This window comes from Streptomyces sp. SX-6 (assembly GCF_059089585.1).
In genome coordinates, this window is the sequence record NZ_JBTHHU010000008.1 from 160,798 (window position 1) to 178,848 (window position 18,051).

The window sequence follows — 18,051 nt, forward strand, 5'->3', positions numbered from 1 at the left end:
CCATGCTCACGCACGTACGCGAACTGTTCACCCCCGCCGGACCGCCCGTCCCGCTGCTCGCCCAGGCCAAGCGGCCCTTCGTACGGCGGCTGCCGTATCTGGTGGCCTTCCTCTTCACCGCCATCCTGGTGCCCGTCGCCGGCGCCAACCTCGGCCACGTCTACGGCCTCAACGGCGGCCTGGCCGCCGTGCTGGGCGTTGCCCAGGGGGCGCCACTGCTGCTCGCGGTGCGGAGGCCGTTGGTTGCCTGGGCCATCTCGTTCCCGGCTCACGTCGCGGCGGGCGTCGCCACGCTGTTCGTCACCCCGCCCCAGCCCAGCTACCCGTGGCCGTGGCTGCCGACGGGCGTCATCGGCATGCTGCTGCTGATGCTTGCGGTGGGGCTGCGGGAGAAGCGGAGCACGCTGTTCGCCGTCTGGCTGATGGCCGGGGGCGCCGGGTTGGTGTTCCACTACGTCTCCCCCTCCCGCAGCGATCCCTCCAGGGTGTGGATCACGCTGGCCGTGCTCAGCGGGGTGATCCTGCTGCTGACCGCCGCCCTGCGCGAACGCGGCGACGCGCAGCGGGCGTTGGCCGAGCAGGAGCACATCAGCGAGGCCGAGCGGGCGCGGCGTACGCTGCTCGAGGAGCGGGCCCGCATCGCGCGGGAGCTGCATGACGTCGTCGCGCATCACATGTCCGTGATCACGGTGCAGGCGGACAGTGCTCCGTACCGCATCGCGGATCTGCCGCCTGAGGCAAGCGAGGAGTTCGGGGCGATCGCCGCCGCGGCGCGCGAATCGCTGAGCGAGATGCGGCGGTTGCTGGGGGTCCTGCGCAGCGACGAGAACAACGGCGGCGAGCGGGTGCCCCAGCCCGGGGTCGACCGTATCGGGCAGCTGGTGGAGGCGACCGTACGGGCCGGGCTGCCGGTCGAGCTGACGATCGGTGAGGGCGTGACGGAGCGTCCGTTGCCGCAGGCCGTGGATCTGTCGGCGTACCGCATCGTGCAGGAGGCCCTCGCCAACGTGGTCCGGCATGCGCCCGGCGCGGACACCCGGGTGTCCGTGACGGCGGATGACACGGGGCTGATGGTGCTGGTCGTCAATGCGCCCGCCGACCGGCCGGACACGCCGCTGGAGAGCTCCGGCACCGGGCACGGCCTGGTCGGCATGCGCGAGCGCGTACGGCTCGTCGGCGGGACGCTCGACACCGGCCCACTGCCGGGCGGCGGCTTCCGGGTTGCTGCCCGGCTGCCGTTCTCCGAGTCATCACACAGTGAGGAAAACCCTGCCGCATGACCATCAAGGTGATCATCGTCGACGACCAGGCGATGGTGCGCGCGGGCTTCGCCGCGCTGCTCGCCGCCCAGGCCGACATCGACGTGATCGGCGACGCCCCCGACGGACGGCAGGGCGTGGAACTGAGCCGCCGTACGCACCCGGACGTGGTGCTGATGGACGTCCGCATGCCGGAGATGGACGGACTGGAGGCCGCGCGGCAGCTCCTCGATCCCCCGCGCGGCGTGGTCCACCGGCCGAAGGTGCTGATGCTCACCACCTTCGACGTCGACGACTACGTCTACGAGGCGCTGCGCGCGGGCGCCTCCGGCTTTCTGCTCAAGGACGCCCCGCCGGCCGATCTCATCTCCGCCGTACGGGTCGTGGCGGCGGGCGACGCCCTGCTCGCGCCCTCCGTCACGCGTCGTCTCATCGCGGACTTCGCCAAGCGGCCCGCCCCGCGCCGCAGGGACCCCGCCCTCCGTCTCAAGGGGCTGACGCCCCGGGAGACGGAGGTGCTCGAGCTGATCGCGCGGGGCCTGTCCAACCAGGAGATCGCGCAGTCGCTGGTGCTGGCCGAGCAGACGGTCAAGACCCACATCGGCCGGGTGCTGGCCAAGCTGGGGCTGCGGGACCGGGCCCAGGCGGTGATCTTCGCGTACGAGGCGGGGCTGGTGACCCCCGGGGACCGCTAGCCCCAGCCCCGGGCCCGGTTCCGGGCTCTAGGCTGCCGCCACCCGCTCGGCGAGGAAGTCCTCCCAGGTCCGCTGCCCGACCGAGGCGCCTTCCAGGGTCAGGTTCTCGCCCGCGCGGTAGGCGCGGCCGACTTTTCCCGGCATCCGGACGGGCAGCGCCATCCGGTGCTTGCCGCGCGCCTCCAGATAGCCGCGGCTCAGGTCGCCCAGGCCGTACACCTTCGGACCGGTGAGGTCGGGCACCAGGCCCGCCGGCCGGCCGAGGGCCAGTTCCACGAGGCGGGCGGCAACGTCGCGCGCATCGACCGGCTGCCAGCGGAGCCCGCCCGGGGCGGGCACCACCGGCAGCTTCGCCATCTTCTCCACGACCGTCAGGGCCAGGTCGTGGAACTGGGCGGCCCGCAGCGTCGTCCACGGAATCCCGGACTCCGAAATGGCCTGCTCCGCGCCCAGCTTGGCCCTGAAGTAGCCCAGCGGCAGCTTGTCCGCCCCGATGACCGAGATGTACACCAGGTGCCGCACGCCGACGGACTGCGCGGCCCGCACCAGGTGCCGCGTGGCTTCGTCATCGCCCTTGGGGCCGCCCGCGAGGTGCAGGACGGTCTCGACTCCGCTCAGCGCGGCGTCGATTCCCTCGCCCTTGAGCAGGTCGGCGGCCACATGCTCGATGCCGTCCGCGGACTCGCCGCCACGCCTGCTGAGCACCCGCACGGAGCAGCCCGCCTCCCGCAGGAGCGGCACGACGAGGCGGCCGAGCGTGCCCGTGCCACCGGTGACCAGAACGGGGGTGCTCGCCACGGCCATCTTCACCATCTCCAATGCGCCGCCCGGGAGATGATCTCCCAGGTCTCTGCCTCTATGACCCGCTGCGAAGAAGGAATGTGACAGGTGGACGAAAAAACTTCCGAAGCGCCCGTGACCGCGTCGCCGACCGCGCCGACCGCGCCGACCGTGCGCTTCGAGGAACACCGGCCCCGTCTGAGAGCGGTCGCCTACCGGATGCTCGGCTCCCTCGCCGAAGCCGACGACGCCGTCCAGGAGACCTGGCTGCGGCTGGACCGTACGGACGCCGCCGAGATCGACAACCTCGGCGGCTGGCTGACCACGGTCGTGGGACGCATCTGCCTGAACCTGCTGCGGTCGAGGGAACAACGGCGCGAGGACCCCCTGGAGATACGGATCCCCGACCCGGTCATCAGCCGCGAGGAAGGCGCCGCCGACCCGGAGCAGGAGGCACTGCTCGCCGACTCGGTCGGCCTGGCCATGCTCGTGGTCCTGCAGTCCCTGGCCCCCGCCGAACGGCTCGCCTTCGTCCTCCACGACATGTTCCACGTGCCCTTCGACGACATCGCTCCGCTCGTCGAGAAGACCCCGGCCGCGACACGCCAGCTCGCCAGCCGCGCCCGCCGCCGCGTGCAGGGCCAGGCCCCGGCGCCCGACCCCGACCTCTCGCGCCAGCGCGCCGCCGTCGACGCGTTCTTCGCCGCCGCGCGCGACGGCGACTTCGAGGCCCTCGTCTCCGTCCTCGACCCCGACGTCGTCCTGCGCTCCGACGGCGGCGGCGCCCGGGCCCGCCTCTCCGTCGTCTTCCAGGGTGCGAAGACGGTGGCCGCACAGGCGACCACCTGGGGCAAGCTGTCCCCGTTCGTCCGCCCGGCACTCATCAACGGCGCCGCCGGCGTCGTGGTCGTCCCCCGGAAGCAGCCGGTGTCCGTCATGGCCTTCACCGTCGTCGACGCCAGGATCGTCGCCATCGAGGTCCTGGCCGACCCGGAGCGGCTGAGGCGGCTGGACTTGTCGGTCCTGGATGCCCAGCCGGGGGTCGGCTACTCCCGGCCCACCGACGTGAACGTCATGTCGGAGTAGCGTCCGCCCGCGACCTTGGCCGCGATCGGCTCGAGGGCCGAGAGCTCGTCCGCCGTCAGTTCGATCCGCGTGGCCGCCGTGTTCTCGTCCAGGCGGGACCGCTTGCGCGTGCCGGGGATCGGGATCACGGCCAGGCCGTGCACCTGGGCACGCTGCTGCACCCAGGCCAGCGCGATCTGGCCGGGCGTGGCACCGTGCGCCTCGGCGATGCGCCGCACCGGCTCGAGCAGGGCGGCGTTCGCGGCGGCGTTGTCGCCCGTGAAACGCGGCTGGGTACGGCGCCAGTCGTCGGCGGCCAGCTCCTTGTCGGCGCTGACGAACGAGCCCGTCAGGAAGCCCCGGCCGAGCGGCGAGTAGGGCACGAAGGCGACGCCGAGCTCGCGCGCGGCGTCGACCACGCCCTCCTCCACGTCACGGCTGAAGAGCGACCACTCCGACTGCACGGCCGCGATGGGGTGCACCGCGTACGCCGCGCGCAGCTCGTTCGGCGAGACCTCGCTCAGGCCGAGGTGACGGACCTTGCCCTCCCGCACCAGCTCGGCCATCACGCCGACGGACTCCTCCATCGGCACGTCCAGGTTGCGGCGGTGCATGTAGTAGAGGTCGATGTGGTCGACGCCCAGGCGGCGCAGGCTGCCCTCGATCGCGTTGCGGATGTAGGCGCGGTCGTTGCGGATCTGCTGGAAGGACGGGTCGTCCTCGCGCCGGTCGATGCCGAACTTGGTGGCGAGCGTGATGCGGTCGCGGTTCGCCCGGACGAAGGGTGCGATGAACTCCTCGTTGCGGCCGAAGCCGTAGACGTCCGCGGTGTCGAAGAGTGTGACGCCCAGGTCGAGGGCGTGCTCCAGAGTCGCCCGTGCCTCGGCCTCGTCGGTGGTCTGCCCGTATGCGTGGGACATGCCCATGCAGCCGAGGCCCTGGACACCGATCTCGGGGCCGGTGGTGCCGAGGGAAACGGTGCCTATCGTGTCGTGCGTCATCCCTGCCTCAAACCCTTTCGGACGCCGCTCGTCGGGCGCCGGAATAGATGTCGATCTTGTAATCGAGCACGTCGAGCGTGCCCTGCAGTTCCTCGATGCGCCGGCGCACCCCTTCGCGGTGCGCCCGCAGCAGCTGCTCGCGCTCGGCGAAGGTGTGCTCGCCGTCGCGCACCAGTTGCGCGTAACGGACCATGTCCGCCACCGGCATGCCGGTCAGCCGCAGCTTGCCGACCAGATCCAGCCAGTCCAGATCGCGGTCGGTGTAGCGGCGCTGGCCCGTGTGGGAGCGGTCGACGTGCGGCATCAGCCCGATCCGCTCGTACCAGCGCAGGGTGTGCGCGGACAGCCCGGCATAGTCGGCGACTTCGCTGATCGTGTAGCGATCCCGGCCCTCGGGGCGCCTGCGGCGCTCCTGCTCGAGCGCGGCACAACTGCGCGGGCGCACCGGCACGGTGTCGATCACGGTCATGCGAGTCCCCCTTGTGTCCCAAGTGACAGGTGTTGACTGCCGTTTCCTTGCGACGTCCTCAACGCTAGAGACTTGGAGAGCACTCCAAGCAAGCGATTCCTTGGGGAAATCTTGGCTGGGGAGGCGAGATAGGCTCGGGACCATGGAGAGCCTGCGGATGATCGAGAACTGGCCCGTGGAGACCGCCGCGGCGGCTGTCGTACGGGCCGACGGTACGCGTGCGGGGGCACACGGCCCGACCGGGCACCGGTTCGCCCTGGCGTCCGTCACCAAGCCGCTCGCCGCGTACGCCGCGCTGATCGCCGTCGAGGAGGGCGCGGTCGAGCTGGACGAACCGGCGGGCCCGCCCGGCTCCACGGTCCGTCATCTGCTCGCGCACACCTCGGGGCTGGCCTTCGACGAGGACCGGGCGATGGCCGAGCCGGGGACGCGCCGCCTGTACTCCAACGCCGGATTCGAGGCGCTCGGCGACCACATCGCCAAGGCGACCGACATCCCCTTCGCCGAGTACCTGCGCCAGGCGGTGCTCGAGCCGCTCGGCATGTCCTCGACCGACCTGGCGCTGCCGGGCTCGCCGGCCAAGGACGGTATCTCGACGGTCGATGACCTGGTTCGTTTTGCCGCTGAGTTGCAGGCGCCGCGGCTGCTCTCGCGTACGACACTCGACGAGGCGACGCGGGTGGCGTTCCCCGGCGTCACCGGTGTCCTGCCGGGGTACGGCCACCAGCGGCCGAACGACTGGGGGCTGGGCTTCGAGATCCGGGACGCCAAGTCGCCGCACTGGACGGGGAGTTCGTCCTCGCCGCGGACCTTCGGGCACTTCGGGCAGTCGGGTACGTTCCTGTGGGTCGACCCGGACGCGGGTGCGGCGTGCGTCGCCCTGGCGGACCGGGCCTTTGGGTCGTGGGCGGTCGAGGTGTGGCCGCTGCTGACGAATGCGGTGCTGGCTGAGCTGGGGTAGGGGTTGCTGCCCCGGCCCCGCCCTTTCTCCGTTTCTTCCGGGGCTCCGCCCCGGGCCCCGAAACCGCGCTCCGCGCGGTTGTCCTCAATCGCCGGACGGGCTGAATGTCACGGGAAGCTCGGCTCCGCGTGCATCTCCCACACCAGCAGCTCCGCGTCCTCCACCGCCACCGCGTCCAGTTCCACCGCGTCGAGCACCCGGGCCGCGTCCCCCGCCCCCAGCTCGTCCTCGCCCAGCCGCACCGCGCCCCGCACCACGTGCACGTACAGCCACGGCGCACCCGGCAGGGCGATCCGGTCGCCGGACAGCGGCCTGCGCACGTGCAGGACGGCCTCGGCGCGCGACAGCGCGTACGGCGCGGCGTCCGGGACGCCGCGTACGACCTCGTACGACGGCGGGCCGCCGAACTCCGACGGGGTCAGCCACATCTGCACGAACCGCAGCGGAGCGGACCCCGCGTTGCGCTCCGTGTGCCGCACGCCGACTCCCGCGCTCAGCCGCTGGACGTCGCCGGGGCGCACCACGGCCACGTGCCCCGTGGAGTCCTCGTGGGTGAGCTCGCCCTCGACCACCCAGGTGACGATCTCCACGTCCCGGTGCGGATGCTCGGCGAAGCCGGCGCCCGGCTCGAGGCGTTCCTCGTTGCAGGCCGCGAGCGGCCCGAACCGCACGTTGTCGGGGTCGTAGAACCCGGAGAAGGAGAACGCGTGCCAGGTCTCGATCCCGGCCGCCGGGTCACCGCCTCGGAAGCGCCGCGCGGCGCGCTGCACGTACGTCACCGGGCCACGGTAGCCCGCCGGTCCCCTACCGCACTCGGATAGGGCAGGCTTGTCCCGTGCCTGAACCCGCTGCTCACACCCCGCACCCGCACAGCGCCACCCTGCGCAACCTGGAGAAGTCGTCCGGGATGCTGGCCGCCGCCGCCATCGCCCGGATGGACGCCCAGCTGCCGTGGTACCGGGCGATGCCACCGGAGAACCGGTCCTGGATCGGCCTGGTCGCCCAGGCCGGTATCGCGGCCTTCACCGAGTGGTTCCGGCATCCCGAGACATCACAGGCGATCAGTACGGACGTCTTCGGGACGGCCCCCCGCGAGCTGACCCGGGCGATCACGCTGCGCCAGACCGTGGAGATGGTGCGCACCACGATCGAGGTCATGGAGTCCGCGATCGACGAGGTGGCCGCGCCGGGCGACGAGTCGTCGCTGCGCGAGGCGCTGCTGGTCTACGCCCGCGAGATCGCCTTCGCCACCGCCCAGGTGTACGCGCAGGCGGCCGAGGCGCGCGGCGCGTGGGACGCCCGGCTGGAGTCGCTGGTCGTCAACGCGGTGCTGTCGGGCGAGGCTGACGAGGGGGCGCTGTCGCGGGCGGCGGCGCTGGGCTGGAACTCGCCCTCGCACGTCTGCGTCGTGCTGGGCACGGCCCCGAACGGGGACAGCGAGCTGACGGTCGAGGCCATCCGGCGGGCCTCCCGGCACGCCAAGCTCCAGGTGCTGACGGGGGTGCTCGGCAACCGGCTGGTGGTGATCGCGGGAGGCTCCGACAATCCGCTGCAGGCGGCGAAGGCGCTGATCGGCCCGTTCGCCGCGGGTCCCGTCGTGGCGGGGCCGGTGGTCCCCGACCTGCTGGCGGCCACCCGCTCCGCGCAGGCCGCGGCGGCGGGGATCAGGGCGTCCGCGGCCTGGCCCGACGCTCCGCGGCCGGTGCTGGCGGACGATCTGCTGCCGGAGCGGGCGATGGCCGGGGATCCGGTGGCGCGCGAACAGCTGGTGGAGGAGATCTACAGACCACTGGAGGAAGCGGGTTCCGCGCTGCTCGAGACGCTGAGCGTTTATCTCGAACAGGCGAGCAGCCTGGAGGGCGCGGCGAGAATGCTGTTCGTCCACCCCAACACCGTGCGATACCGCCTCCGACGTGTGACGGACGTCACCGGATGGTCACCCTCCGATGTACGGTCCGCCTTCACTCTCCGTATCGCACTGATCCTCGGGCGTCTGGCCGAGGCCGATTGAGCGACGTAGGGTTTTGTAGAGCGTAAACAATTCCCCTGAGGGTTCTTCGTCCCTGTCCCCACGGGTGGGCGGACCCCTCCACGAGAGAGAGTGTGAGGGTGCTCGTACTCGTCGCCCCCGGCCAGGGCGCTCAGACGCCCGGCTTCCTGACCCCCTGGCTCGACCTCCCCGGTGTTGAAGACCGACTGCGGGAGTGGTCGGCCGCCATCGACCTGGACCTCGTCCACTACGGCACGAACGCCGACGCGGACGAGATCCGTGACACCGCCGTGGCCCAGCCGCTGCTGGTCGCGTCCGCCCTGATCTCGGCGGGACAGCTCTTCCCCACGTCCGAGGACTTCGCCGGCCTGGTCGGTGCCGCCGCCGGGCACAGCGTCGGCGAGCTGGCCGCCGCGGCCCTGACCGGTGTGCTCACCGAGCGGGAGGCGCTGGAGCTGGTGCGCAGGCGCGGGCTGGCCATGGCCGAGGCCGCCGCCGTCACCGAGACGGGCATGGCGGCGCTGCTCGGCGGCGAGCAGGAGACCGTGCTGCCCCACCTGGAGAAGCTCGGCCTGACCCCGGCGAACGTCAACGGCGCCGGGCAGATCGTGGCCGCGGGCACCATGGAGCAGCTCGCGGCGCTCGCCGAGGACAAGCCCGAGGGCACGCGCCGCGTGGTCCCCCTCAAGGTGGCCGGCGCGTTCCACACCGTGCACATGGCCCCCGCCGTCTCGGTCCTCGAGGCCGCGGCCGGCGAGCTGGCCCCGCGCGCCCCGCACACGCGCTACGTCTCGAACCGGGACGGCGCCGTCGTCGCCGACGGCCGCGAGGTGCTCATGCGCCTGGTCGGCCAGGTGGCCAACCCGGTCCGCTGGGACCTGTGCATGGAGACCTTCAAGGAGCTGGGGGTCACCGCGATCATCGAAGCGGCGCCCGGCGGCACCCTGACGGGCATCGCCAAGCGCGCGCTGCCAGGGGTCAAGACCCTCCCCCTCAAGACGCCGGACGACCTCGACGCGGCCCGCGCGCTGATCGCCGAGCACGCCGAGTCCCCCGCCGCTTAAGGAGCCCGAGATCATGACTTCCAAGATCAAGCCCGCCAAGGGCTCCCCGTACGCGCGCATCATGGGCGTGGGCGGCTACCGTCCCACCCGGGTGGTGCCGAACGAGGAGATCCTCAAGCGCATCGACTCCTCCGACGAGTGGATCCGCTCCCGTTCGGGCATCGCCACCCGGCACTGGGCCGGCCCCGAGGAGACCGTGGCCGCCATGTCCGTCGAGGCGGCGGGCAAGGCGATCGCGGATGCCGGGATCGCCCCCGAACAGGTCGGTGCCGTGGTCGTCGCGACGGTGTCGCACTTCAAGCAGACCCCGGCCATCGCGACCGAGATCGCCCACCGGATCGGTGCGGGCAAGCCGGCGGCGTTCGACATCTCCGCGGGCTGCGCGGGCTTCGGCTACGCGCTGACCCTCGCCAAGGGCATGGTGACCGAGGGCTCGGCCGAGTACGTGGTCGTCATCGGTGTCGAGCGGCTCTCCGACCTGACGGACCTCGACGACCGCTCCACCGCCTTCCTGTTCGGCGACGGCGCGGGCGCCGTGGTCGTCGGCCCCTCCGCGGAGCCCGCGATGGGCCCCACCGTGTGGGGTTCCGAGGGCGACAAGTCGGACACCATCAAGCAGACCGTGCCGTGGGACGCGTACCGCGAGGAGACCGAGGTACGCTTCCCCGCCATCACCCAGGAGGGCCAGGCGGTCTTCCGCTGGGCCGTCTTCGAGATGGCGAAGGTCGCCCAGCAGGCCCTGGACGAGGCGGGTGTGCGCGCCGAGGACCTCGACGTCTTCATTCCGCACCAGGCGAACATGCGGATCATCGACTCGATGGTCAAGACGCTCAAACTGCCGGAGAATGTCGTTGTCGCCCGTGATGTGGAGACCACGGGCAATACGTCCGCGGCCTCCATCCCGCTGGCGATGGAGCGGCTTCTGGCGACCGGAGCGGCGAAGAGCGGCGACACCGCCCTCCTCATCGGGTTCGGGGCGGGTCTCGTGTACGCCGCCACGGTCGTTACCCTCCCTTAGGCGAGATCCACGGGCGGTCCGGCATCAGCCGGCCGCCGACGGGCCTCTCCGCATCAGCAGTTCCTTATCGCAGTTCCACCACACGCAATATCGAAGGAGCGCCTCAATGGCTGCCACCCAGGAAGAGATCCTCGAGGGCCTCGCCGAGATCGTCAACGAGATCGCCGGTATCCCGGTCGAGGACGTCAAGCTGGACAAGTCCTTCACCGACGACCTGGACGTCGACTCGCTGTCCATGGTCGAGGTCGTCGTCGCCGCCGAGGAGCGCTTCGACGTCAAGATCCCGGACGAGGACGTCAAGAACCTCAAGACCGTCGGTGACGCGGCCGGCTACATCCTGAAGCACCAGGACTGATCCCAGCGTTCGTCGCCACCTCGCGGTGGCGGTTCCAGCACCTCTACACGTGGAGACAATTCCTGTGAATCCGACCAATCGCACCGTGGTCGTCACCGGTATCGGCGCAACCACACCGCTGGGTGGCGACAGCGCATCGACCTGGGAAGGGCTGCTCGCCGGGCGATCCGGCGTCAAGCCCCTGGAGGGTGAGCGGTTCGCCGAGCTCCCGGTCCGTATCGCCGCCCTCGCGGCGGTGGACCCGGAGGACGTACTGCCGCGCCCGCTGACCCGCAAGCTGGACCGGTCGGCGCAGTTCGCGCTGATCGCCGCCCGTGAGGCCTGGGCCGACGCGGGCTTCACGGCTAAGGCGGGCGAGGCCGACGAGGCCGGGGAAACAGCCATCGCCCCCGAGCGTCTGGGCACCGTCATCGCCTCCGGCATCGGCGGCGTGAACACCCTGCTCGACCAGTACGACGTGCTCCGGGAGAAGGGCGCCCGCCGCGTCTCCCCGCACACCGTGCCGATGCTGATGCCCAACAGCCCGTCCGCGAACGTCGGCCTGGAGGTGAACGCCCAGGCGGGCGTGCACACCACGGTCAGCGCGTGCGCGTCCGGCGCCGAGGCGATCGGCTACGCCGTCGAGATGATCCGCACCGGCCGCGCCGACGTCGTCGTCGCGGGCGGCACCGAGGCGGCCATCCACCCGCTGCCCGTCGCGGCGTTCGCCAGCATGAAGGCGATGTCCAAGAACAACGAGGAGCCCGAGAAGGCCTCCCGTCCGTACGACAAGGGCCGTGACGGCTTCGTCCTCGGCGAGGGCGCGGGCGTCGTCATCCTGGAGTCGGCCGAGCACGCCGCGAAGCGCGGTGCCCGCGTCTACTGCGAGGTGCTGGGCCAGGGCCTGTCCGCCGACAGCCACCACATCGCGCAGCCCGAGCCCACCGGCCGCGGCATCGCCGCCGCGATGCAGAACCTGCTGGACTCCAGCGACCTCAAGCCCTCGGAGATCGTGCACCTCAACGCGCACGCCACCTCCACCCCGCAGGGCGACCTCGCCGAGGTCAAGGCGCTGCGCAAGGTCCTCGGCGACGACCTCGACCACGTCGCCATCTCCGCCACCAAGTCGATGACGGGTCATCTGCTCGGCGGCGCGGGCGGCATCGAGACGGTCGCCACCGTGCTCGCGCTGCACCACCGGCTGGCTCCCCCGACCATCAACATCGACGAGCTGGACGAAGAGGTCGACGCGGACATCGTGCGCGGCGAGCCCCGCGCGCTGCCGCAGGGCACGATCGCCGCGGTCAACAACTCCTTCGGCTTCGGCGGCCACAACGTCGTGCTCGCCTTCCGCACGGTCTGATCCGTACGCGAACGATGTGAAGGGCCCGCCGGTCTTCTCGACCGGCGGGCCCTTCACGTCGTTTCAGACCACCTGGTGCAGCCAGCGGACGGGGGCGCCCTCGCCGGCGTGGCGGAAGGGCTCCAGCTCGTCGTCCCAGGGCTTGCCCAGCAGCTTGGCGATCTCGGCCTCGAGCTCCGTCTCCCCCCGCCGGGCGCGGGCGAGGGCGGCCCGCAGCCGGTCCTCGGGGACGAGGATGTCGCCGTGGATGCCGGTGACCGCGTGGAAGATGCCCAGGTCGGGCGTGGAGCTGTAGCGCTCGCCCTCGGCGGTGGCACAGGGCTCGGCGGTCACCTCGAAGCGCAGCAGGTGCCAGCCGCGCAGTGCGGAGGCCAGTTTGGAGGCGGTGCCGGGCCGGCCCCGCCAGGAGAATTCCGCGCGCCAGGTACTGGGGGCAGCGGGCTGCCGGATCCAGTCGAGGGTGACGCGCCCGCCCAGCACGCTCGCCACGGCCCACTCGACGTGCGGGCACAGCGCGCGCGGCGCGGAGTGCACATACAGAACTCCACGTGTCGTCACCGGGACCTCCTGTGCGCAAAAAGTCCAAAAAGGGACAGAATCTGATGTCATGTGATGCGGCAAAAGCTATCGTGCACCGAAAGTCCCGCGGTGACGTACCGTCGGTCCCGGACAGATATCACCCGGCCGGAGGGGGAAGTCCATGCGTACCAGGGCACGACGACGGGCCGTAACGGCGGCTTCCGCGCTCTTCGCAGCGCTGCTGATCGCAGGCTGCGACAACAAGGACGCGGCACACGAGGCCGCCGGGCCGAAGCCGAGCCCGAAGCCCGCCTGGAACACCCACCCCCGGTCCATGGCCTCGCTCGGCGACTCCATCACCCGCGGTTTCGACGCGTGTTCCCTGCTCTCCGACTGCCCCGAGGCCTCCTGGGCCACGGGTACGGACGTGGACAGCGTCGCCTCCCGCCTGCTGCCGTCCCCCGAGGGCAAGGTGTGGAACCACGCGAAGACCGGTGCCCGGATGGCCGACCTGCCCGGCCAGATGCAGGCGGCGATCGCGGACCGCCCCGAGCTCGTGACCGTGCTCCTCGGGGCCAACGACGCCTGCCGCTCGGACGTGGGCGACATGACCTCCGTCGATCGCTACCGCGCCGACTTCGAGACCTCGCTCAAGGAGCTCCGCCGGACGCTGCCGAAGGCCCAGGTGTACGTGGCGAGCGTGCCGGACCTCAAGCGGCTGTGGTCGGAGGGCAGCAAGGATCCGCTCCGCCGGCAGGTGTGGAGGCTGGGCATCTGCCCGTCCATGCTGCGCGACGCCGAGGCGGTGGACGCGGCGGCGGAGGACCGGCGCGCCCAGGTCGACCGCCGGGTCGGCGAGTACAACGCCGTCCTGAAGGAGGTCTGCGGACGGGACCCGCTGTGCCGCTACGACGGCGGCTCGGTGCACGGCTACGGCTTCACCAGCGAGGAGTTGAGCCGCTGGGACTGGTTCCACCCCAACAAGAAGGGCCAGCGGGAACTGGCCGACATGGCCTACCGCCGGATCACGGAGGACCGGCCGGTCGCGTAGCACGACAGGCAGGACGGGCAGGGCAGGGATGGGGGCCGTCAGGTCGTCCCACCCCTGCCCACCCGCACGCTATCGGATGAACACGCCGTCGCCACCGGCGAGTTCACCGGGCGGCTCATTCCGTACTGTCGCGGTGTGCGCTCAGGCCCACGCCGACGATGCCGTCCCAGTCCGTCAGCTCCTCGACGATCGGGTGCGCGGACGCCCTGCCCTCCAGGTTCAGCACGACGTCGGCCGCCTTGCCCGTGCCCTTCTCGTGGCCCTCGGACTCGATGTGCACGCCCGTCACCCGGAAGCCCTGGTCGGTGCACAGCTCCAGCACCCGCCCCAGCAGACCCCGGCGCGTCCGGTAGGACAGCCGCAGCTCGACCCGCTCGACGGCCGGCGCGGGCACCAGGTGGCGGGTCACCAAGGGGAACCCGCGCACGATCAGGAAGTGCACCACGGTCGCCGCCGCGCCGAGCAGCGGCAGCCCACCGCCGCAGGCCATGCCGACGGCGCAGGTCAGCCAGATCGTCGCCGCCGTGGTCAGACCGCGTACCGCGTCGCGGCGGACGAAGATGAGGCCGCCGCCGATGAAGCCGATGCCCGAGACGATCTGCGCGGCGACCCGCGAGGGGTCCACGTCGAAGCCGGGCACGCCGACCACGGCGCCGAAGCCGTGGATCGAGACCTCCATGAACAGCGCGCTGCCCACCCCGACCAGGGTGTGGGTGCGCAGCCCCGCGCTCTTCTGCCGCCACTCGCGCTCGAAGCCGATGAGGGAGGACAGCAGCAGGGCGAGGCCCAACTCGGCGAACTGGCGGACGTCCTGGCCGGTTCTCAGTCCGAACAGCGGGGCGGCGGAATGAGGGAACGCGGAGGATATCAGGTGTTGCGCTGAGGTGAACTCCGGTATAGCCATCGGGCCATTGTGTGGCCGGAATTCGCCGGTGCACAAGGGGAGTTGGCTGGGGGTGTCGTTTGCCCCGCACCACTGGTTTCATTCCGTCCCATGACGACCTTCACACGCACATCGGCCCTGCGGAGCGCCGCCGTGGCCGCCCTTGCGCTCACCCTGTCCCCCGTCGCCGCACCCGCCCGGGCCGCCGCCGGGCCGCCGCCGCTCACCGTGGAGGAGAGCCGGCTGGACGCACCCGTGCCGCAGGAGATCCTGCGGCGCAGCGGATTCGCCGCGACGGGGCCGGAGTTCGCCCGCGCCCTGTCCCGTACCCGCAGCGCCGCGCAGGCGGGGCGGGTCGCGGCCGACGAGGGGCGGCGGCTGTGGCGGCGCGCGGTGGACCGGGCGCAGGGCCGCGGCCCGGCGGGCGGCGACCTGAGCCGGGACGACGACCGGCCGCTGTACTGGGCCCGGTTGAGCCTGACGAAGGAGCTGCGCACGTGGCGGCCCCGCTTCCCGCTGAGCGAGGCCCGGCGCGAGGGCCTGATCGCACAGGTGGAGCGCTCCTCGCGGGGGCAGGACTCCGTAGCGTTCGCCCCGGGCCACAAGGTGAAGCGCATCCTGGTCACCGGCTTCGACCCGTTCCAGCTCGACGGCGACATCCGGCGCTCCAACCCGTCGGGTGCGGCGGCGCTGGCGCTGGACGGCACGACGGTCCGTACGCCCTCGGGTCCGGCGCGCATCGAGACCGTCGTCTTCCCGGTGCGCTGGGAGGACTTCGCGCACGGCACGGTGGAGCGGACCCTGCTGCCGTACTTCAAGGGGCCGGGGAAGGTGGACATGTTCACCACCATCAGCCAGGGCCGTCCCGGCCGTTTCGACGTCGAGCGCACCAACGGCGCCTGGCGCGGCGGCGCGCTCGACAACGCGCGCCTCTCGCGCAAGGGCACCGTGCCGGTACCGCGCGGCATTCCGACCGTCCATCCGCAGCCGCAGTGGACGCGCACGACGCTGCCGTACGCCGCGATGACCGCGGCGCACACGGGGCCGTTCCCGGTGGTCGACCACACCGAGGTCACCGAGATCCCGAAGGGCGGGACCGAGCCCGTCGTGCGCTCGGACGGGCCGACGCCGGGTTCGGCCGCACGCGAGGGCGGCGGGGGCGACTACCTGTCCAACGAAATCGCCTACCGGGCCACGCTGTTGCGCGATGCGGTGCGGCTGAGGGTCCCGGGCGGGCATCTGCACACGCCGGTGCTGCGGTTCGCTTCCGACAATACGGACCGTGTCACCGATCCCGAGTTCGTGCGCAACCGGATGGCCATCACCGCACAGGTCAGGTCGCTGCTCACGGTGGCCGCGGGCACCCTCGGTGGGTCATGATGAAGCGCATGATCATTGCAGCCGCACAGTTCACCGCCCGGCCGACGGACGTCGAGGCCAATGTCTCGGCCATGACGGGACTCGTCGCCGAGGCCGCCGGACGCGGCGCCTCGCTGGTCGTCTTCCCGGAGCTGGCCGTGAGCGGCTACGAGCTCGCCGCGATAGCGGCCGACCAGGACCGTCTCGCCCTGGACCCCGACGACCCGAGGCTCGCGCCCCTGCGCGGCACCGGCGTCACGGTCGTGGTCAACTGCGCGGGGCGCGGCGCGGCGGGGCCGACGATCAGCTCGTTCGTCTACGGCCCGGACGGCGCGTTGCTCACGCGCTACGACAAGCGGCACGTGACGACGACCGAGCGCGCCGCCGGTTTCGTCCCGGGTGACAGGGGTGAGGGCCGGTTCACGGTGGACGGGGTCGGCGTGGGCCTGGTCATCTGCTACGACGCCCACTTCCCCGAGCACGCGGCGTGTGCCGCTGCCGACAACTGCTCGCTGTTCGTGGCGAGTTCGCTGTACGGCAACGGCTGCGGCCGGCAGGAGCGTGCGGAGCTGTTCCCGGCGCTGGCCAAGGACCACGGCCTGCACGTCCTGCTCGCCAACCACGTGGGCCCGGCCGGTACCTACACCGCCTGTGGCCTCAGCGCGGTGTGGGCACCGGACGGCAGGGTGCTCGGCGAGGCCCCGGAGACGGAGCCGGGGCTGGCGCTCGCCACGGTTCCGGCCTAGGCCACGCGCAGGGTGACCTGGATGTTCCCGCGGGTGGCGACGGAGTACGGGCACACCTGGTGCGCCTTCTCCACCAGCGCCCGCGCGGTCGCCTCGTCGACGTTCGGGATGCGGGCCTCGATGACGACCGTGAGGCCGTAGCCGCCGTCCGCGGTCTTGCCGAGGCCGACCTCGGCGGTCACGGTCGAGCCGGAGATGTCGGCCTTCTCCTGGCGGGCGACGACGCCCAGGGCGCCCTGGAAGCAGGCGCTGTAGCCGGCGGCGAAGAGCTGCTCGGGGTTGGTGCCGGCGCCGCTGCCGCCGAGCTCCTTCGGCGGGTTGACGACGACGTCGAGCTTGCCGTCGTCACTGGCGACGCGGCCGTCACGGCCGTTCTCGGCGGTGGCGACGGCGGTGTAGAGGACCTCAACGGGCTGGACGGACATGGCGGTTCTCCTGGATTGCGGGGGTTCGGGCGTCAGAAGCTGACGATCATCTTGCCGGTGTTGTCACCGCGCAGCATGCCGAGGAAGGCCTCCACGGCGTTGTCGATGCCGTGCACGACGGTCTCGTCGCGCACCAGCTCGCCGGAGCGGATCCAGCCGCCGACCTCCTCGACGAACTGCGGGCGCAGGGCCTGGTGGTCGCTGACGATCATGCCCTGGAGGCGCAGCCGCTTGCCGATGGCGAGGACGAGGTTGCCCGGGCCGGGCTGCGGCTCGGTGGCGTTGTACTGGGCGATCGCCCCGCACAGCGTGACGCGGCCGTGGAGCTTGAGGGCGCCGAGAGCGGCCTCGAGGTGTTCGCCGCCGACGTTGTCGAAGTAGACGTCGATGCCGTCGGGCGCGGCCTTCGCCAGCTGCTCGGCGACGGGGCCGTTCTTGTAGTTGAACGCGGCGTCGAAGCCGTACTCCTCGACGAGGCGGCGCACCTTCTCGTCGGAGCCCGCGCTGCCGATGACGCGCGAGGCGCCCTTGAGCTTGGCGATCTGGCCGACCTGGCTGCCGACCGCTCCCGCGGCGCCGGAGACGAAGACGGCGTCGCCCTCCTTGAAGGAGGCGACCTCGAGCAGGCCCGCGTAGGCGGTCATGCCGGGCATGCCGAGCGCGCCGAGGTAGGCGGTGAGCGGCGCGGCACCGGCGTCCGCCTTGACCCCGTGCCGGGCGTCGAGCACGGCGTACTCGCGCCAGCCGAGCTCGTGCAGGACGTGGTCGCCCGGGGCGAAGCCCTCGGCGCGGGAGGCGATCACCTCGCCGACCGCCCCGCCGCTCATGGGCCGGTCGAGCTCGAAGGGCGGCACGTACGACTTGGTGTCGTTCATGCGCCCGCGCATGTAGGGGTCGACCGACATGTGCAGGTTGCGGACCAGGATCTGGCCCTCGCCGGGCTCGGGGACGGGGATCTCGCGCAGCGCGAAGTCCTCGGGCTTCGGCCAGCCGTGCGGGCGGGCGACGAGATGCCAGGCACGACCGGTGGTGGGCAGTGCGGACATAGGGGGGACCTCCTGCTTACTTC

The 18,051-nt window shown here is 71.9% G+C and carries 20 protein-coding genes; 12 read left to right on the forward strand and 8 right to left on the reverse strand.

What is annotated here, in order from left to right:
- Nucleotides 1-2 precede the first annotated feature (2 nt).
- Nucleotides 3-1,280 (forward strand): sensor histidine kinase, encoded by a 1,278-nt coding sequence (locus tag ACV530_RS12580; protein WP_494332463.1) that lies wholly within the window; start codon nt 3-5, stop codon nt 1,278-1,280.
- Complete coding sequence (locus ACV530_RS12585) at nt 1,277-1,954, forward strand: response regulator (RefSeq protein ID WP_494332464.1); 678 nt, start codon at nt 1,277-1,279, stop codon at nt 1,952-1,954. Before ACV530_RS12580 ends, ACV530_RS12585 begins: the two co-directional genes overlap by 4 nt.
- A gap of 27 nt (nt 1,955-1,981) precedes the next feature.
- On the opposite strand, the gene ACV530_RS12590 is transcribed toward ACV530_RS12585, so the two are convergent.
- Complete coding sequence (locus ACV530_RS12590) at nt 1,982-2,758, reverse strand: SDR family oxidoreductase (RefSeq protein ID WP_494332465.1); 777 nt, start codon at nt 2,756-2,758, stop codon at nt 1,982-1,984.
- 111 nt (nt 2,759-2,869) lie between these two features.
- Between ACV530_RS12590 and sigJ the strand changes: the two genes are divergently transcribed.
- The gene (gene sigJ / locus ACV530_RS12595) at nt 2,870-3,820 is read left to right on the forward strand and encodes an RNA polymerase sigma factor SigJ (protein WP_494332612.1); all 951 of its coding nucleotides are present in this window, start codon (nt 2,870-2,872) and stop codon (nt 3,818-3,820) included.
- On the opposite strand, the gene ACV530_RS12600 is transcribed toward sigJ, so the two are convergent.
- Both ACV530_RS12600 and ACV530_RS12605 read right to left on the reverse strand, forming a co-directional pair.
- On the reverse strand, nt 3,781-4,800 hold the full coding sequence (locus ACV530_RS12600) for an aldo/keto reductase (RefSeq protein ID WP_494332466.1): 1,020 nt from the start codon (nt 4,798-4,800) through the stop codon (nt 3,781-3,783). The genes sigJ and ACV530_RS12600 overlap by 40 nt on opposite strands.
- A 7-nt stretch (nt 4,801-4,807) precedes the next feature.
- Nucleotides 4,808-5,269: a MerR family transcriptional regulator gene (locus ACV530_RS12605; protein WP_494332467.1), complete on the reverse strand. Its 462-nt coding sequence runs from the start codon at nt 5,267-5,269 to the stop codon at nt 4,808-4,810.
- A 142-nt stretch (nt 5,270-5,411) separates the two neighbouring features.
- Between ACV530_RS12605 and ACV530_RS12610 the strand changes: the two genes are divergently transcribed.
- Nucleotides 5,412-6,230: a serine hydrolase domain-containing protein gene (locus tag ACV530_RS12610; protein WP_494332468.1), complete on the forward strand. Its 819-nt coding sequence runs from the start codon at nt 5,412-5,414 to the stop codon at nt 6,228-6,230.
- Between the two features lie 107 nt (nt 6,231-6,337).
- Here ACV530_RS12610 and ACV530_RS12615 read toward each other — a convergent pair whose 3' ends face one another.
- Nucleotides 6,338-7,009 carry a pirin family protein gene (locus ACV530_RS12615; RefSeq protein WP_494332469.1) on the reverse strand — a complete coding sequence of 224 codons (672 nt, stop codon included), beginning with the start codon at nt 7,007-7,009 and terminating at the stop codon, nt 6,338-6,340.
- A gap of 56 nt (nt 7,010-7,065) precedes the next feature.
- On the opposite strand from ACV530_RS12615, the gene ACV530_RS12620 reads away from it, so the two are divergent.
- The 5 genes from ACV530_RS12620 to fabF all read left to right on the forward strand — a co-directional run bounded on the left by ACV530_RS12620 (nt 7,066) and on the right by fabF (nt 11,999).
- The gene (locus ACV530_RS12620; RefSeq protein ID WP_494332470.1) at nt 7,066-8,241 is read left to right on the forward strand and encodes a PucR family transcriptional regulator; all 1,176 of its coding nucleotides are present in this window, start codon (nt 7,066-7,068) and stop codon (nt 8,239-8,241) included.
- Between the two features lie 98 nt (nt 8,242-8,339).
- Complete coding sequence (locus tag ACV530_RS12625) at nt 8,340-9,284, forward strand: ACP S-malonyltransferase (RefSeq protein ID WP_494332471.1); 945 nt, start codon at nt 8,340-8,342, stop codon at nt 9,282-9,284.
- Between the two features lie 13 nt (nt 9,285-9,297).
- On the forward strand, nt 9,298-10,302 hold the full coding sequence (locus tag ACV530_RS12630) for a ketoacyl-ACP synthase III (RefSeq protein ID WP_494332472.1): 1,005 nt from the start codon (nt 9,298-9,300) through the stop codon (nt 10,300-10,302).
- Nucleotides 10,303-10,408: 106 nt separating this feature from the next.
- Nucleotides 10,409-10,657: an acyl carrier protein gene (locus tag ACV530_RS12635; RefSeq protein WP_494332473.1), complete on the forward strand. Its 249-nt coding sequence runs from the start codon at nt 10,409-10,411 to the stop codon at nt 10,655-10,657.
- 64 nt (nt 10,658-10,721) lie between these two features.
- The gene (gene fabF, locus ACV530_RS12640) at nt 10,722-11,999 is read left to right on the forward strand and encodes a beta-ketoacyl-ACP synthase II (protein WP_494332474.1); all 1,278 of its coding nucleotides are present in this window, start codon (nt 10,722-10,724) and stop codon (nt 11,997-11,999) included.
- Nucleotides 12,000-12,062: 63 nt separating this feature from the next.
- Here fabF and ACV530_RS12645 read toward each other — a convergent pair whose 3' ends face one another.
- A complete protein-coding gene (locus tag ACV530_RS12645) occupies nt 12,063-12,557 on the reverse strand; it encodes a DUF3145 domain-containing protein (protein WP_494332475.1) in 495 nt (164 codons plus the stop codon).
- Between the two features lie 142 nt (nt 12,558-12,699).
- On the opposite strand from ACV530_RS12645, the gene ACV530_RS12650 reads away from it, so the two are divergent.
- Nucleotides 12,700-13,569 (forward strand): SGNH/GDSL hydrolase family protein, encoded by an 870-nt coding sequence (locus ACV530_RS12650; protein ID WP_494332476.1) that lies wholly within the window; start codon nt 12,700-12,702, stop codon nt 13,567-13,569.
- 115 nt (nt 13,570-13,684) lie between these two features.
- On the opposite strand, the gene ACV530_RS12655 is transcribed toward ACV530_RS12650, so the two are convergent.
- Nucleotides 13,685-14,473 carry an MgtC/SapB family protein gene (locus ACV530_RS12655; protein WP_494332477.1) on the reverse strand — a complete coding sequence of 263 codons (789 nt, stop codon included), beginning with the start codon at nt 14,471-14,473 and terminating at the stop codon, nt 13,685-13,687.
- Nucleotides 14,474-14,563: 90 nt separating this feature from the next.
- Between ACV530_RS12655 and ACV530_RS12660 the strand changes: the two genes are divergently transcribed.
- Nucleotides 14,564-15,832 carry a pyroglutamyl-peptidase I gene (locus ACV530_RS12660; RefSeq protein ID WP_494332478.1) on the forward strand — a complete coding sequence of 423 codons (1,269 nt, stop codon included), beginning with the start codon at nt 14,564-14,566 and terminating at the stop codon, nt 15,830-15,832.
- A gap of 8 nt (nt 15,833-15,840) precedes the next feature.
- Nucleotides 15,841-16,557 (forward strand): carbon-nitrogen hydrolase family protein, encoded by a 717-nt coding sequence (locus ACV530_RS12665; RefSeq protein ID WP_494332479.1) that lies wholly within the window; start codon nt 15,841-15,843, stop codon nt 16,555-16,557.
- Here ACV530_RS12665 and ACV530_RS12670 read toward each other — a convergent pair.
- On the reverse strand, nt 16,554-16,982 hold the full coding sequence (locus ACV530_RS12670) for an organic hydroperoxide resistance protein (protein ID WP_494332480.1): 429 nt from the start codon (nt 16,980-16,982) through the stop codon (nt 16,554-16,556). The two genes, ACV530_RS12665 and ACV530_RS12670, sit on opposite strands and share 4 nt — an antisense overlap.
- Nucleotides 16,983-17,014: 32 nt before the next feature.
- On the reverse strand, nt 17,015-18,028 hold the full coding sequence (locus tag ACV530_RS12675; protein ID WP_494332481.1) for an NADP-dependent oxidoreductase: 1,014 nt from the start codon (nt 18,026-18,028) through the stop codon (nt 17,015-17,017).
- Nucleotides 18,029-18,051 lie beyond the last annotated feature (23 nt).